The organism is Allopusillimonas ginsengisoli (assembly GCF_004153455.1).
Classification (GTDB): Bacteria; Pseudomonadota; Gammaproteobacteria; order Burkholderiales; family Burkholderiaceae_B; genus Allopusillimonas; species Allopusillimonas ginsengisoli.
The window spans coordinates 314,734-330,237 of record NZ_SDQE01000001.1 but is presented as its reverse complement, the minus strand read 5'-3'; the positions used below and the strand labels follow the sequence as shown (position 1 = coordinate 330,237).

15 protein-coding genes are annotated in these 15,504 nt (G+C 61.0%); all 15 read left to right on the top strand.

What is annotated here, in order from left to right:
* Positions 1–419 precede the first annotated feature (419 nt).
* The 15 genes from lnt to ERE07_RS01620 all read left to right on the top strand — a co-directional run bounded on the left by lnt (position 420) and on the right by ERE07_RS01620 (position 15,466).
* Complete coding sequence (gene lnt / locus ERE07_RS01690) at positions 420–2,018, top strand: apolipoprotein N-acyltransferase (RefSeq protein WP_118994232.1); 1,599 nt, start codon at positions 420–422, stop codon at positions 2,016–2,018.
* 97 nt (positions 2,019–2,115) lie between these two features.
* Positions 2,116–3,021, top strand: a complete 906-nt coding sequence (locus tag ERE07_RS01685; RefSeq protein WP_118994233.1) for a LysR family transcriptional regulator — start codon at positions 2,116–2,118, stop codon at positions 3,019–3,021.
* Between the two features lie 32 nt (positions 3,022–3,053).
* On the top strand, positions 3,054–3,320 hold the full coding sequence (locus tag ERE07_RS01680; protein WP_118994234.1) for an EexN family lipoprotein: 267 nt from the start codon (positions 3,054–3,056) through the stop codon (positions 3,318–3,320).
* A 233-nt stretch (positions 3,321–3,553) separates the two neighbouring features.
* Positions 3,554–5,569: a conjugal transfer protein TraG gene (locus ERE07_RS01675; protein WP_118994235.1), complete on the top strand. Its 2,016-nt coding sequence runs from the start codon at positions 3,554–3,556 to the stop codon at positions 5,567–5,569.
* Positions 5,566–6,030: a ribbon-helix-helix protein, CopG family gene (locus tag ERE07_RS01670; protein ID WP_118994236.1), complete on the top strand. Its 465-nt coding sequence runs from the start codon at positions 5,566–5,568 to the stop codon at positions 6,028–6,030. The genes ERE07_RS01675 and ERE07_RS01670 overlap by 4 nt, the downstream gene beginning before the upstream one ends.
* Complete coding sequence (gene trbB / locus ERE07_RS01665) at positions 6,027–7,097, top strand: P-type conjugative transfer ATPase TrbB (RefSeq protein ID WP_118994237.1); 1,071 nt, start codon at positions 6,027–6,029, stop codon at positions 7,095–7,097. Before ERE07_RS01670 ends, trbB begins: the two co-directional genes overlap by 4 nt.
* Positions 7,094–7,471, top strand: a complete 378-nt coding sequence (locus ERE07_RS01660) for a TrbC/VirB2 family type IV secretion system protein (protein ID WP_118994238.1) — start codon at positions 7,094–7,096, stop codon at positions 7,469–7,471. Before trbB ends, ERE07_RS01660 begins: the two co-directional genes overlap by 4 nt.
* Positions 7,468–7,752, top strand: a complete 285-nt coding sequence (locus tag ERE07_RS01655; protein ID WP_118994239.1) for a VirB3 family type IV secretion system protein — start codon at positions 7,468–7,470, stop codon at positions 7,750–7,752. Before ERE07_RS01660 ends, ERE07_RS01655 begins: the two co-directional genes overlap by 4 nt.
* A 12-nt stretch (positions 7,753–7,764) precedes the next feature.
* Positions 7,765–10,221: a conjugal transfer protein TrbE gene (trbE, locus tag ERE07_RS01650; RefSeq protein ID WP_118994240.1), complete on the top strand. Its 2,457-nt coding sequence runs from the start codon at positions 7,765–7,767 to the stop codon at positions 10,219–10,221.
* On the top strand, positions 10,218–10,958 hold the full coding sequence (trbJ, locus tag ERE07_RS01645; protein WP_118994241.1) for a P-type conjugative transfer protein TrbJ: 741 nt from the start codon (positions 10,218–10,220) through the stop codon (positions 10,956–10,958). The genes trbE and trbJ overlap by 4 nt, the downstream gene beginning before the upstream one ends.
* Before the next feature lie 16 nt (positions 10,959–10,974).
* The gene (trbL, locus tag ERE07_RS01640; protein ID WP_118994242.1) at positions 10,975–12,222 is read left to right on the top strand and encodes a P-type conjugative transfer protein TrbL; all 1,248 of its coding nucleotides are present in this window, start codon (positions 10,975–10,977) and stop codon (positions 12,220–12,222) included.
* A gap of 11 nt (positions 12,223–12,233) precedes the next feature.
* Positions 12,234–12,938: a conjugal transfer protein TrbF gene (trbF, locus tag ERE07_RS01635; protein ID WP_130007118.1), complete on the top strand. Its 705-nt coding sequence runs from the start codon at positions 12,234–12,236 to the stop codon at positions 12,936–12,938.
* Complete coding sequence (gene trbG, locus ERE07_RS01630; RefSeq protein WP_118994244.1) at positions 12,935–13,927, top strand: P-type conjugative transfer protein TrbG; 993 nt, start codon at positions 12,935–12,937, stop codon at positions 13,925–13,927. Before trbF ends, trbG begins: the two co-directional genes overlap by 4 nt.
* Positions 13,928–13,929: 2 nt before the next feature.
* Entirely contained in the window at positions 13,930–15,270 is a 1,341-nt protein-coding gene (locus ERE07_RS01625; RefSeq protein WP_118994245.1) for a TraB/TrbI/VirB10 family type IV secretion system protein, read from the top strand.
* Positions 15,224–15,466, top strand: coding sequence for a DUF2274 domain-containing protein (locus tag ERE07_RS01620; protein ID WP_118994246.1), 243 nt, complete (start codon positions 15,224–15,226; stop codon positions 15,464–15,466). The genes ERE07_RS01625 and ERE07_RS01620 overlap by 47 nt, the downstream gene beginning before the upstream one ends.
* Positions 15,467–15,504: the final 38 nt, after the last annotated feature.

Below are 15,504 nucleotides of genomic sequence, written 5' to 3'. Positions count from 1 at the left end.
GCAAGATAATGAACTGAAAGTTGTGTTTCACGCACCGACGTCTGAGGCGCTTCAGCGGGCGCGCAGCAACGCGATGAACTTGAGACGGGAGGATCCTGGAGCAGATGTGTGTATCGTCATTAATGCTGAGGCGGTTGCCGAAGCCTTGGATGAGGCGCATCCAGATGCGGATGAGTTCACATGGGTGTGTCCGAATACTCTTGCTCGAATCAATAGGGAGAATCGACAGCCGCTTCGCTTACTGGATAGAGCCGCAGTCCTTGAGCTTGTTCGCCTACAACAAAGCGGTTGGGCATACATTCGGTCGTAATAGCTTGTCCATCTGGCATAGCGTGTTCCCAAGCATAAAGTCAGCCTCTTTCCCGGTCGGGTATTTGCGTTCCGCTACGGTGTTGACCCTGTCTGGTGGCGTACACGCAATGACATTCGCGATAGGCCCGCTGCCTTCCTGGTCGTTGGCGATTGTACAGATCGCATCTTTGGCGGTGCTTGTGCGTGTCGTTGGCGATGCCAAGTCGCTTAAACAAGCTGCCATACGAGGTTGGTGGTTCGGCGCGGTGAGCTTCGGAGTCGGTTTGTACTGGCTCTTTATTAGCATGAATCACTATGGAGGTCTTTCCGCTACGCTGGCTGCTGCTGGTGTAATTGCGTTATCGGCCTTTCTGGCTTTATTTACCGGTATAGCATGTGCAATTTTTTCTTGGCTGCGGCCACCGTCTTTACGCACAGCGCCCCTAATGGGTGCTTTGGCTTGGTCGGGAGCATGGGCAAGTATGGAGTGGCTGCGCGCTGTGGCCTTTTCCGGGTTCCCATGGCTGAATATCGGCTACGCTCATGTTGATAGCCCGCTGGCAGGATGGGCGACAGTCCTGGGCGTGCATGGTACCGCGCTGTCAGCTGCGTTCGTAGCGGCTGCACTGGCCGCTCTTTGTTCGTCTCCTACTTCTTTGCGCCGGCCTGCCATTTTCACGCTGTCTGCGCTGGTAGTCGTCGTCGGCGTGGGCGAGCTTTTGACTCATGTCGAATGGGCTTCGGCCGAAGGTAAGCCATTGAATATTCGGCTAGTTCAAGGAAATATTAAGCAGTCTCAGAAGTTTGATCCGGCATTGCTTGAACTGGGCATTGCCAGGCACTTGCAGCTTGCGACGAAACCGCCTCTTCCTGACGAACCAGTTCCCGATCTAATCGTGCTGCCTGAGACCGTACTACCAGTATTCCAGGACCAGCTCGAAGCCCATGTCTGGAAAGCGTGGCGCGACGTTGCCGAGCGCCAGCACAGTACGATTGCTATGGGGGCGCCTCTTCGAATCGCACAAACGAACGGAGAGTTTCGGTATACCAATAGTGCAATTGGTTTTGACGCTAGTACGCCGGTGCAGCAGTTGATAGAAGGCACGATGCCGCAGCGATATGATAAGCGCCACTTGGTACCATGGGGCGAATATGTACCACCGGGCTTTGAGTGGTTCGTGCAGATGCTCGACATACCCATGGGCGAGTTCGACCGCGGTCCTATCCGACAGACTCCGTTCACGGTAGGCGAGCAGCAACTGGCCTTCAACATTTGCTATGAGGACGTTTTCGGGCCGGAAATTCTACCGGCGTTACTCGCGAGCTCCGGCAGCGACGAAGGTGCGAGCGTTATCGTCAACATAAGCAATCTCGGCTGGTTCGGTGATACGTGGGCACTTCGCCAGCATCTACAAATCGGCCGGTTGCGCAGCATTGAGACTGCTCGACCTATGGTGACTTCCACCAACACCGGCATTACGGCATCTATTGATCCGCATGGCCGTGTTCTGGCCGCATTGCCCCCACACCGCTCTGGCGTGCTGCCGGTCACGGTGCAAGGTATGACGGGCCTAACCCCGTATACCCGCTTCGGCGATAGCCCCGTGCTGATGTTGGTAGCGGTATTTCTGGTGATTGCTGTCCGATGTCGTTATAGCCGTCGCTTGTCGAGCATGTGGCACTCGAATGCGCTGCAGTCCAGCAGCGGAAGTAACGGAGGCATTTGAGAAACCGGTCATCGATGGTGGGGAAAACACCTCTAACGAGCTACGGCATTTGCTAAGTGCTCGTGGGATCAGGTCAAGCTAATTAATGGAGAGTGCGGTGGAACTGCGTCATCTGCGTTGCTTTCTAGCGGTTGCTGAAGAGCTCCATTTTGCACGCGCCGCGGAGCGGCTCCACATCGAGCAGTCACCCCTGTCGCGCGCTATCAAAGAACTAGAAGATGAGTTGGGTGTTGTGTTATTCGCTCGAACTACACGAAGCACTCGACTGACCCGGGCGGGCCTGCTGTTCTTGGAGCATGCACAACGAGTCTTCGTCTCCTTAGAGCAAGCCAGAGACAGTGTCAAAGCGGCGGCCAATGGCTTCTACGGTCAATTGCGCTTCGCGTTATCCGATGGCATTACTCCATTACGCTTACCGGCCTTGTTAGCGCTCTGCCGCCAGGAGGAGCCTCAAGTTGAAATCCGCCTATTCGAGGTGCCTGTGTCGCAGCAGCTCAAAGGGCTGCAAGAAGACTTGTACGATGTGGGGCTTGCACAATCCAATGAGGTTGGAGATGGCATAGTTGCCGAACCGGTATGGAGCGACCCGCTGATGGTAGCCGTGCCGGCGAGACATCCGTTGCTGAGTTATAAGCGAATTCCTTTGAGTGAAGTCCTGCGGTATCCACTTGTGCTGTGTGATCCTTTGGCATGTGAAGGGTTCTCCCGTCAAATAGACCGGGTGTTGCGGCAGGCCGAAGTAGAGCCTCTAATCGCAGAGCGAGTTGCATCTTACGACCTGATGATGGCATTGGTGTCGGCGGGTTTTGCACTTAGCCTAGCTAGCGCCCCACATATTGCTGCAAGCCGGGAGCCAGGTATAGTGGCACGGCCGCTAGCGGGCCGCCCGCCGATGTTGATGACGTACCTGCTGCGTCGGGATGATGATGTTTCTGATGAGTTGTCCCGCTTTATCAAGCGCGTGCAGGCTATTGACATACTCCGTCAGTTCAAGCCGATGTAATCTGAAGTCGACTCTAAGGAGCAGATAGAGCCATGAAACGAGTCACCCTTATTCTTCTGGTAGCCACACTAAGCGGTTGCGGCCAATCAGAAATACCCGAACAGAAACCGGATGTCGCGACTGTAGAGGAGTTGGCTGCCGACCCGACGACGTTAAAAGAGCTACGCGAGCAGTGCAAAACAGATCGTACCAATATGGGAGATCTACTGTGTGACCGGGTGGCTCAAGCAACGCGCCAGCGCTTCTACGGTGACGGCACTGTACCTTACACCCCATCGGATACGCCACCCAAGTTCTGATTTGTCGGCATTTTCTGACAAATCCCGTTTTTCTTTGCCAACACGCCGCAGCGCGCCCACGCCTGCGGCTTTTTTCTTGTATTCGCTCCTATATGAATTGATGCTTTTTTCGTCAGCATTGTCCCGATAAGAGTCTTTGACCTGCACTGGCCCGGCACCGATCCTCATATGGCAGGCACACCCACGTGCCGCCTTTTTGAGGAATCAGCGCAGGAGACATCGGAGGCCAGGCTATGCAAGGGACGAACGTGCTGTTCGGGCAGATCGCCGTCGTATTCGGCATCGTGATCGCCGGAGTGTGGAGTGCCACACAATGGACAGCCGCCGCCCTGGGCTATCAGCTACGCCTGGGTTCGCCCTGGTTCGATGTCTACGGCACGCCGATCTATCTCCCTTGGAAACTGTTCGAGTGGTGGTTCTTCTTCGACGCCTATGCCTCCGAGGTTTTCAATATCGGTGGTCTGATCGCGGGCGGCAGCGGCCTGATTGCCGTGGTGGTTGCCATCGGCATGTCGATCTGGCGCTCGCGCCAGGCACGGATGGTCACCACCTACGGTTCAGCTCGCTGGGCCGAGACGAGCGACATCCGTGAAGCCGGACTGACCCAACCCGTTGGCGTTTTCCTCGGTCAGCACGAGGGGCAGTACCTGCGCCACGAAGGACCGGAGCATGTGCTGGCCTTCGCGCCCACGCGCTCGGGCAAAGGCGTGGGCCTGGTGGTGCCCACCTTACTCGCCTGGCCGGCGTCGGCCGTCATTCACGACATCAAGGGCGAGAACTGGCAGATCACGGCCGGGTGGCGCGCGCGCTTCTCGCACTGCCTGTTGTTCAACCCCACAGATAGCCAATCCGCAGGGTACAACCCGCTGCTGGAAGTACGGCGCGGCGCGCATGAAGTGCGCGATGTGCAGAATATCGCGGACATCTTGGTCGATCCCGAAGGTGCGCTGGAGCGCCGCAACCATTGGGAGAAAACCAGTCATGCGCTGCTGGTGGGCGCCATCCTGCATGTGCTCTATGCGGGCGAAGACAAGACGCTACGCGGCGTGGCGAACTTTCTGTCCGACCCGGCCTGCCCGTTCGAGCTGACCTTGCATCGGATGATGACGACCCCGCACCTGGGCACGGATGGGGATGAAGGCAGACCGCATCCGGTGGTGGCCTCCGCCGCGCGTGAAGTGCTCAACAAGTCGGATAACGAACGCTCGGGCGTGCTGTCCACCGCGATGTCGTTCCTCGGCCTGTACCGCGACCCCACGGTGGCCGAAGTCACTTCACGCTGCGACTGGCGCATTGCCGACCTGATCGCTGCCGACCATCCCGTGTCGCTCTATCTGGTGGTGCCGCCGTCCGACATCAGCCGCACCAAGCCGCTGATTCGCCTGATTCTCAATCAGATCGGGCGGCGGCTGACGGAATCGCTGGACGGTTCCGACGGCATCGCTCGCCGCCACAAGCTGCTGCTGATGCTCGATGAGTTCCCGGCCCTGGGCCGCCTGGACTTCTTCGAGACGGCGCTGGCCTTCATGGCCGGTTACGGCATCCGCAGCTTCCTGATCTCGCAGTCGCTCAACCAGATCGACAAGGCTTACGGCCAGAACCATTCCATTCTGGATAACTGCCATGTGCGCGTGACCTTCGCCACGAACGACGAGCGTACCGCCAAGCGGATTTCCGAAACTTTGGGTACGGCCACCGAACTGCGCGCCCAGCGTAACTATGCGGGCCACCGGCTCGCACCCTGGTTGGGGCACCTGATGGTGTCGCGCCAGGAAACAGCGCGGCCGCTATTGACCCCCGGCGAAGTCATGCAGCTTCCTCCCGATGAGGCGGTGGTGATGGTTTCCAGCGTGGCGCCGATCAAGGCTAAGAAGCTGCGCTACTACCTGGATGCCAATTTCAAGCATCGCGTGCTGGCGCCGCCGGTACTTGCCGCCGGGCGCTATGCGGATGCACCGCCGGCCCGTCCCGATGATTGGAGCGGTCTGTCGATTCCGGCTGTTCCCGTTGCGCCCGCCTCGGCGGGTGGCGATGGCATGGCGGGCGTGGCCGATGACGGCGGCCCGCGCCATCGGCCCGAGCTAGACGAAGCCGCCACCTACAGCCCGCAGCCAGAGTACCCCGCCAGCGACCTGGCGCTGCTCGATGACGACGATCTGGCGCCTGTTCTTCCCAGCCAGCTTGATCCGGCCATGCAGCGCGTGGCGCGGCTGGCTGTCCTCGACCCTGATGACGGAATCCAGTTATGAGCCGATATCGCCTGAATCTCTTCATCCACCCTGAACACGCCAAGCGCCTGGACGAGCTGGCCGCCAAGAAAGGGGTGTCCAAATCGTCCATCGTCGCCGCCGCCTTGGCTTCGTGGCTCTCGCCCGATGCCGGCGACCAGCGCGAAGCGGCGATGGCCAAGCGCCTGGATCGCCTGTCACGCCAGTTCGAGCGCTTGGAGCGTGACCAGAATATCCAGATCGAAACGCTGGCGCTGTTCGTGCGCTACTACCTGACGGTCAGCACGCCGGTGCCCGAAGCCCATCAGGATGCGGCCCGTGCGCAGGGCAAGGCGCGCTTTGAGCAATTCGTCGAACAGCTTGGCCGCCACCTGCTGCGCGGTCGCAGCCTGGTGCGCGACGTGGTGGATGAGTTGCACCCCGAGCCGATACGTATGGACGACGCGCCAGCGCATTTCGAAGCGCAGGAGCGTGTCTCATGACTATCGCGCCGCAGTCCTTGCATGAACCTCGTTCGTCCGCGTCCACATCGCTGGACCGCCGCATCCAGATGCTGCGCACAGCAATGGGGCCGCTGATCGCCGCCGCGCTGGAAGACCCGGACGTGGTGGAAATCATGCTCAACCCCGACCGCAGCCTGTGGATGGATCGGCTCTCTACGGGCCGCACGCCGTTGGGCGTCGAGCTGTCCGAAGCCGATGGCGAGCGCATCATCCGGCTGGTCGCGACGCACGTTGGCGCGGAAGTGCATCGCGGCCAGCCGCTCTTGAGCGCTGAACTGCCCGAAACAGGCGAGCGCTTCGAGGGCATCTTGCCGCCCGCCGCACCCGGCCCGGCTTTTGCGCTACGCAAGCGGGCGGTGAGCATCCTCAGCCTGGATCGCTATGTGGCCGACGGCATCGTCACCGCTGATCAGGCCGGGTTTCTGCGGCTTGCGGTACGTGAGCGGCAGAACATCCTGATCGCCGGCGGCACCAGCACCGGCAAGACCACGCTTGCCAACGCCTTGTTGGCCGAGATCGCCGCCACGGGCGACCGCGTACTGGTGCTGGAAGACACCATTGAACTGCAATGCGCGGCCCGTGACCACGTGCCACTGCGCACCCGCGCCGGGGTCGTGTCGATGCAGGAGCTGGTGCGCGCCACCATGCGTCTGCGCCCCGACCGCGTGGTGGTTGGCGAAGTGCGCGGCGGCGAAGCCCTGGATCTCATCAAGGTCTGGGGCACCGGCCATCCCGGCGGTATCGCCACCATCCATGCTGGCTCCGCCTTGGGTGCGCTGCTGCGCCTGGAGCAACTGATTCTGGAAGTCGCGGTGAACCCGCCGCGTGCGCTCATCGCCGAGGCGGTCAACGTCGTGATCCACATCGCCGGACGGGGCCGTAAGCGCCGCGTCGAAAGCATTGCCCGTGTCATGGGTTTCGATGCGGCGGGCTATCGCCTGGGGGATGCGCTGGAGACGCCGCTTTCTGCACCGTCACCTATTTCCGATGCCGCACCCGCTGCGGCGATCTTCCCATCCCCTGATTCCGTTGGAGAACTGCCATGACGCCTGCTGATGTATTTCGTATTTCCGTGATTCCGCTTTCTACTATGAACCGCCTGCGTCTGCTTGTCCGGCCTGCCGCGCAAGGGTTGCTGCTGGCCATGATGTTGATGCTCCTGGCCGGCGCAGCACACGCCGCTGGTTCCTCCATGCCCTGGGAAGGGCCGCTGCAATCCATTCTGGAGTCCATTCAAGGGCCGGTGGCGCGCATTGTGGCGGTCATCATCATTATCGCCACGGGGCTGGCGCTCGCCTTTGGTGACACCAGCGGAGGCTTTCGCAAACTGATTCAAATTGTCTTTGGTCTGTCCATCGCGTTCGCCGCATCTTCGTTCTTCCTGTCGTTCTTTTCGTTCTCGGGCGGGGCCGTCGTATGAGTGTCGACACCAAAGGCGCATCGAGCTTCGCGTCCGGCTTTGAAATTCCGCTGCATCGCTCGCTGACCGAACCCATCCTGCTGGGCGGCGCACCGCGCACCGTGGCCATTGCCAACGGCACGCTGGCGGCTGCCGTGGGGCTGGGTCTGCAATTGTGGATACCGGGCGTCGTGCTGTGGATCGTCGGCCACTCTCTGGCGGTCTGGGGCGCGCGGCTGGACCCGCAGTTCATGCAGGTGTTCGCGCGCCACATTAAGCACAAATCGTTGCTGGACGTATAAGAGGATACCGTCATGCTGAACCTTGCCGAATATCGCCAGCGTCCCGCCTTGCTGGCAGACTGGCTGCCCTGGGCCGGATTGGTTGCGCCGGGCATCGTGCTGAATAAGGATGGTTCCTTTCAGCGCACGACTCGTTTTCGCGGACCTGATCTGGATAGCGCGACCCAAAGCGAGCTGATCGCCACGACGGCGCGCTTGAACAATGCACTACGGCGCCTGGGGTCGGGCTGGGCGCTTTTCATTGAGGCAGAGCGCCGCCCGGCGGCGGGCTACCCCCATTCGGACTTTCCTGAAGCCCTGTCCTGGCTGGTCGATCAGGAGCGCCGCGCCGCCTTCGAAGAGGCTGGGAATCACTTCGAGAGTGCCTATTACTTGACGTTCGTGTTCCTCCCACCCGAGGAGTCTCGCGCCCGCGCAGCGGGGCTGCTCTATGAGAACCGTCCCGCCGAAGGCGTGGACTGGCGTGAGCGGCTGGCCGCATTCGTAGCGGAAACGGATCGCGTCTTTGATCTACTTGATAGCGTGATGCCAGAAATCGGCTGGCTGGATGACAGCCAGACGCTCGCGTACCTGCATTCCACCATCTCGACACGGCGTTACGGCATCGGTGTGCCGGAAGTGCCGTTCCATCTGGATGCGCTGCTGAGCGATTGCGCACTGGTGGGTGGGCTGGCACCGACACTGGGCGACGCACATCTGCGCGTGGTATCGGTGCGGGGCTTCCCGACGTCCACCTGGCCGGGCATTTTGGATGACCTTAACCGGCTTGGTTTTGCCTATCGCTGGAGTACGCGCTTCATCTGTATGGACAAAGCCGAGGCGGAAAAGGAGCTGCGCCGCCTACGTCGTCAGTGGTTCGCCAAGCGCAAAAATGTCGTGGCGCTGCTGCGGGAAACGATTTTCCAGCAGGAGTCGCCTCTGGTCGATACCGATGCCAGCAACAAGGCCGCCGATGCAGATGCTGCCTTGCAGGAGTTGGGCAGTGATCAAGTCGCCTTTGGCTACGTCACCACTACCGTGACGATGCTGGATGCCGAACCCGCTGCGGCCGATGAAAAGCTGCGCATGATTGAACGCGTCATCCAGGGCCGGGGTTTTGTGACGATTCCTGAGACGCTGAATGCTGTGGATGCCTGGCTCTCGTCCATCCCCGGCAACGCCTACGCAAATGTACGGCAACCGATTGTGTCTACATTGAATCTGGCGCACATGATGCCGGTATCAGCAGTGTGGGCTGGACCGGAGAAAAACAACCATCTGGACGGCCCCCCGCTGATTATCACGCGCACCGAAGGCGCCACACCATTCCGGCTGGTGACGCATATCGGCGACGTGGGCCACACCCTGGTCGCAGGACCGACCGGCATGGGCAAGTCGGTGCTGCTGGCCGTCCTGGCCAAGCAGTTTCGCCGCTATCGCGGTTCACGTATTTTCGCCTTCGACATGGGCCGTTCAATGCGCGCCACCATCTTGGGCCTGGGCGGGGAGCACTATGACCTTGGCAATGATGGTGAGATTGCCTTTCAGCCGTTGGCGCGCATTGACCACGACGGCTACCGCACTTGGGCCGCAGAATGGATCGAAGGTCGCTTGCTGCACGAAGGCATGGCCGTCAGCCCCGACGATAAAGTCGCCATCTGGTCGGCGCTGGGGAGCCTCGCAGGTGCGCCGGTGGAGCAGCGCACGTTGACGGGTTTTTCCGTGCTGCTGCAATCGAACACATTGCGCCAAGCGCTTGCGCCCTATGTCCTGGGCGGCTCACACGGCAAGCTGCTGGATGCCGACCATGACCGGCTGGGCATGGCCGACGTGCAGGGCTTCGAGATGGAAGAATTGATGCACAGTCCGGCCGCCGTGCAGGCGGTGCTGCGCTATCTGTTTGCCAGGTTTGATGAACGCTTCGATGGTGCTCCCACCCTCCTGATTCTAGATGAAGCATGGTTGTTTCTCGATGAACCGTCCTTTGCCGCTCGTATCCGGCAGTGGTTGAAGACCCTGCGCAAAAAGAATGTCAGCGTCATCTTTGCCACGCAAAGCTTGGCTGATATCAAGGATTCGAGCATCGCGCCAGCCATCATCGAAAGCTGCTCCAGCCGCATCTTCCTGCCCAATCCACAGGCGACCGAACCGCAGATTCGCACGATCTACGAAGGCTTTGGCCTGAATAGCCGACAGATCGAGATTGTCGCCACCGCCCAACCCAAGCGCGACTACTACTACCAATCGCGTCTGGGCAATCGTCTGTTCGACCTTGACCTGGGACCGGCGACGCTGGCCTTTGCGGGGGTGTCCACCCCGCAAGACCAGCGCGACATCGACCGAATCCTGCTAGACGCTGGGGTCCCCGGCTTTGCGGGCGCTTGGCTGCGCCATCGCGGTCTGGGCTGGGCTGCCGATCTGCTGCCCGATTTTCCCGGTCTCTCGCCCGTTCCCGAGCTTTCCCCTTCATCCCTGGAGAACCTGCCATGAAAACCCGCGCGCTATCCGTATCGCTTGCCGTCGTGCTTTCGATGTCGTTACTCGCTGTTTCGCCCGCCTGGGCCTGGAAAACGGTCTTTGATCCGTCCAACTATACGCAAAATACGCTGACTGCCGTCCGCACGTTGGAGCAGATCAATAACCAGATTAGCCAGCTTCAGAACGAGGCGCAGATGTTGATGAATCAGGCACGTAATCTGGCGAGCCTGGATTTCAACGTCGTGAACCGTCTGCGTACCGCGCTGGCCGCCACCGACCGTTTGATCGGCCAGGCGCAGGGGCTCAGTTACGAGGTGGCGCACATGGATCAGGAATTCGCCCGCCTGTATCCCGACCAGTACGCCGCAACTGTCAGCGGCGACAGTATGGCTCAGGATGCGCGGGCGCGCTGGCAGAACACGCTTAATGGCTTGTACACGGCCATGCGGGTGCAGGCGCAAGCCTCGCAGAACCTGCGCGACGATGAAAGCGCGCTGGCAGATCTGGTGAACCAAAGCCAGTCGGCGCAAGGCGCGTTGCAGGCCATGCAGGCGACCAACCAGCTTCTGGCTTTACAGGCCAAACAGAGCATTCAGGCGCAGCAGCTTCAGATTACCCAGGATCGGGCTGCCGCCTTGGAGCTGGCCCAGCAAGCCGCCGTGACCGAGCGCGCCCGTGAAGTACGGCGGCGCTTCCAGGGCAGCGGCACGCCATACACGCCACAGGCCGTGACCTTCTACGGCAACTGACCGGAGCGCTTGAGCCATGAACGACGTGGCGGTGATCGACCGTTTTCTCGCTACCTTTGCGCAGTACATCGACTCGGGGTTCGGGCTGCTGCAAGGCGACGTGGCGTTTCTCACCGCCACCCTAGTTGTCATCGACATGACGCTGGCCGGCCTGTATTGGGCAATGGGTCACGCCAGCGGCCAGGGCGATGACGTGATCGCCAAGCTGCTGCGCAAGGTGCTTTACGTCGGCGCCTTTGCCTACATTATCGGCAATTTCAACGCGCTGGCTGGGATCCTGTTCCGCTCGTTCGCGGGATTGGGGCTGATGGCCTCGGGCTCGTCGTTGAGCATGGGTAACTTTCTGCAGCCAGGGCGGCTGGCCAAGACCGGCATTGATGCCGCCGCGCCGATTCTGGAGCAAATCGGCGACATGGCGGGCTTTCCCCAAGTATTCGCCAACATCGACCCCATCGTGGTGCTGTTCCTGGCCTGGATGGTGGTGGTGCTGAGCTTCTTCGTGCTCGCCATCCAGCTTTTTGTGACGTTGATCGAGTTTAAGCTGACCACGCTTGCCGGCTTTGTGCTGGTGCCGTTTGCCCTCTGGAACAAAACCTCGTTCCTTGCTGAGAAGGTACTGGGCAATGTGGTGTCTTCAGGGGTAAAGGTGCTGGTGCTGGCCGTGATCGTCGGCATTGGCAGCGGCTTGTTTGCCGAGTTCCAGGTGCATCCCGATGAGCCGTCCATCGACTATGCGCTGGTCATCATGCTGGCCTCGCTCTCTTTGCTGGCGCTAGGAATATTCGGGCCGGGCATCGCTACGGGGCTTGTCTCCGGCGGGCCGCAGTTGGGCGCGGGCTCCATGGCCGGTGCCGCCGTGGGTGCTGTCGGGACTGCGGTTGCCATCGGTGCGGCCGCCACAGGGGTGGGTGGTGCGGTGGCGGCAGGCGCGCGCATGGTCCCGGGTGCCGTCCGCATGACATCCGGCGCAGCGCGCTCCATCGGTTCAAGTGTGGGCAGCATCCGGTCGGCCTCTCAGACAGGTCCTACAGCGGGTAGCGGCCTTAAAGGAGCGGCGGGGGTGACTTCCGCTTCTGGCGCCGGGATAGGTGCGTCCGGTGTTGCGTCATCTGAACCAGCCGGCACCGCACAACCGGCCTGGGCCAAGCGCCTGCACCGCAGACAACAACTGACGCAAGCCGCCACGACTGCCGCCCATGCTCTACGCGGTGGGGATGGCGGCGGCACGGGCCAAGGTCCGAGCCTTCGTGATGCCGATTCATAAGGAGAACAACCATGCGTTTCAAACGACCGCAGGTGCGCTATGCCGAGACACCGCAACCTGCAACCCCATATCAATCCGCCGCCCAGGTCTGGGATGACCGGATCGGTTCGGCTCGCGTACAGGCCAAAAACTGGCGGCTTATGGCCTTCGGCTGCCTGCTGCTCGCGCTATTCATGGCCGGTGGCCTGGTGTGGCGCTCGATGCAGTCCACGATCGTTCCCTATGTAGTGGAGGTCGATAGCCTGGGGAATACGCGGGCGGTCGGCAAAGCTACAGAACCCTACAGCCCGAAGGAGGCTGAGATCGTTACGCATCTTGAACGCTTCATCAAGCTTGTTCGCTCGCTTTCTATTGACCCCGTGGTCGTGAGGGAAAGCTGGCTTGAGGCCTACCGCTACACGACGGATCGCGGTGCCGCCGTGCTGAACGAATATGCACGGCAGAACAGTCCTTTCGCAAAAGTGGGTAAGGAGTCCACAACTGTGGAGGTCTATAGCGTGGTTCGAGCCAGCGACATGACCTTCAACATTCGCTGGATTGAACGGCACTACGCCAACGGCGCTCTTGCGTCCACGCAGCGCTGGTCTGCCGTCATCACGCTTGTCCATAAGGCGCCGAAAACAGAGGGCGAACTGAGAAAGAATTCCTTGGGCCTGTATGTCCATGGATTGTCCTGGAGTCGAGATTTGAACGTGTCGGAAGGAGCACAGCCATGATTAATGTTGTCCGCATGTGGGTTGCCCCCTTAACCCTGATCATCCTCGCTGGGTGCGCTACGCACGGCAAGCCACCACCAGCCATTTCGCTCGATGAGCCGGTAGCCGCCGAGCTGCTGCCCGAACCACCCAGCCCGGTCGAAGTGATTGCCGTGCCCGAACCGCTGGCGCTGCCGGCGCAACTGAAACCCTTGCCGGACACGGATGCGGGCAAGTCCACGCCCGAACCCACCGATGAAACCGTCCGGGTGTCCCGCGCCAATGCCGAAGCGCGGATTGCGCCCACACGCGAAGGTTATGTCAATGCCATTCAGGTCTGGCCCTATAGCGATGGGGCGCTTTATCAGGTCTATACCGGCGTGGGCCGCGTAACGGTGATTGCGCTGCAGCCCGGCGAGGAGCTGGTGACGGTGGCAGCCGGCGACACCGTGCGCTGGATCGTGGGCGACACGTCCAGCGGCAGCGGCGCGGACTTGCGCGTGAATGTGCTGGTCAAGCCTATCCGCTCAGGCCTGAAAACGAACCTCGTCATTACCACCAATCGCCGAACCTATCTGCTGGAACTGACGTCCACCGAAAAGACATGGATGGCGTCGGTGTCTTGGGAGTACCCGAAGGATCGGATGCTAGCCTTGCACCGCCAGAACCGGGCCGCGCAGGCTGGCGCGTCCGTCGATACCGGGCTGGCGCTGGAGAGCCTGCGCTTTCGGTATGCAGTCAGCGGCAGCAATCCGCCCTGGAAGCCGCTGCGCGCCTTTGATGACGGACAGAAGGTCTATATCCAGTTTCCTGCAGGGATTGCTCAAGGGGAGCTGCCACCGCTCTTTGTGATCGGTGCTGAGGGCGACGGTCAACTGGTCAACTATCGCTTCCGTTCGCCGTACTACATCGTGGATCGACTCTTTGGCGCAGCCGAACTGCGCCTGGGTGGTGATCGAGGCGACGTGGTGCGCATAGAGCGTACCGATGGCGTGGCGCGGAGGAACTGAGTATGAGCGAGGAACACAGATCCGAACAAGCCACGCCACAGGCGACGGATAAGGTGGCCCCCGAAACCGTGGCGCTGCGCGCACGGCCACGGCCCGTCACGCGACTAAACCGTCGCATGCTCGCCCTCCTGGTGGCAGGGCTGTCGGCGGCGGCCTTGGGTGCCACCATCTGGTCACTGCAACCGCAGCGGCGCGGCGCGGGCGAGCACACCGAGCTGTACAACGTCGACCGGGTGTCCAAGTCGGAAGGGTTGGACATCTTGCCCGCTGACTATTCCATGCTGTCGGCCCCGGACGTGCCGTCCGATGTGCCGGAGCTCGGGCCGCCCCTGCCGGGCGATCTGGGGCCGGCCATCGTGAATAGTCAGCAGCCGGCGGTTGCCACCTATGCGCCGCCGGGGGTTGACGCGCAAGCTGCCGAACGCGAAGCGCGGCGTAAGGAAGCAGAAGCAGCAGCCGCTTCACCTGTATTCTTCCGCACCGGCCAGCCCACGGTAACGGCTGCGCAGGCGATGCCTGTCGCGCCCGGAATGGATGATTCCTTAGCTGCGTTCGACCCGTTGGCCGCAGGGCCAGCCTCGACGGAGGCGCAACCTACCGATCCCACTGCGGCACAGAACCGGCAAGACCAGAAAGAAGCCTTCCTGCAATCCGGTTCTACGCAAACCCGTAATTCTGGGGATTTGCAAATGCCGGCCTCGCCGTATCAGGTTATGGCGGGGACTGTAATCGCCGCTGCGCTGGTTACGGGCATCAAGTCTGACCTTCCGGGGGATGTGATCGGCACCGTGACTGAACCCGTCTATGATTCCGCGACCGGCAAGCACCTGTTGATTCCCCAAGGTTCGCGCATCCTGGGGCGCTACAACAGCCAAGTCAGCTATGGGCAAAGCCGGGTGCAGGTCGTATGGCATCGGGTCATCCTGCCTGATACGGCCTCATTGACGCTGGATAACCTAGTTGGTGCCGACCCGACCGGGTTCGCCGGCCTGGAAGACGATGTGGACTGGCATTGGAATCGCATCATAGGCGGTGCCGTGCTGACGACGCTCTTGGGCGTCGGAGCCGAGTTGGCCGCGCCGGAAAACCGGCAGGACGGCAACCGCGTCATCATCGCCGGACGCGACAGCGCCCAGGACAACATCAATCAGGTCGGCCAAGAGATGACCCGGCGCAACATGAACATCCAGCCGACACTGACTATCCGTGCAGGAATGCCGGTGCGCATCATCGTCAACCGCGACCTGGTGCTGCGACCGTACCAGCCGCTTTTCTTCAACAAGGGAGCGTCACACAATGACCACCACCCGAAAACTGCGGCTGGGACCGCTTCCCAAGACTGAAACTGTCAAGGTAACCTTCGTATGTCCGGCCAGCCTGAAAGCCGATCTCGACCGCTATGCAGCGTTACACACGCAGACTTACGGGAAAACCGTGAGTACAGTGACGTTGATCCCGCACATGCTGGAGGCGTTCATAGCGGGAGATCGTGGGTTTAGAAGAGGTGGCGAATGGAGCAGCAGGGAGAAAAATGGCTGATTTGATGCCTTTTGCGAGTGCAGTGCGCCAGTCACATA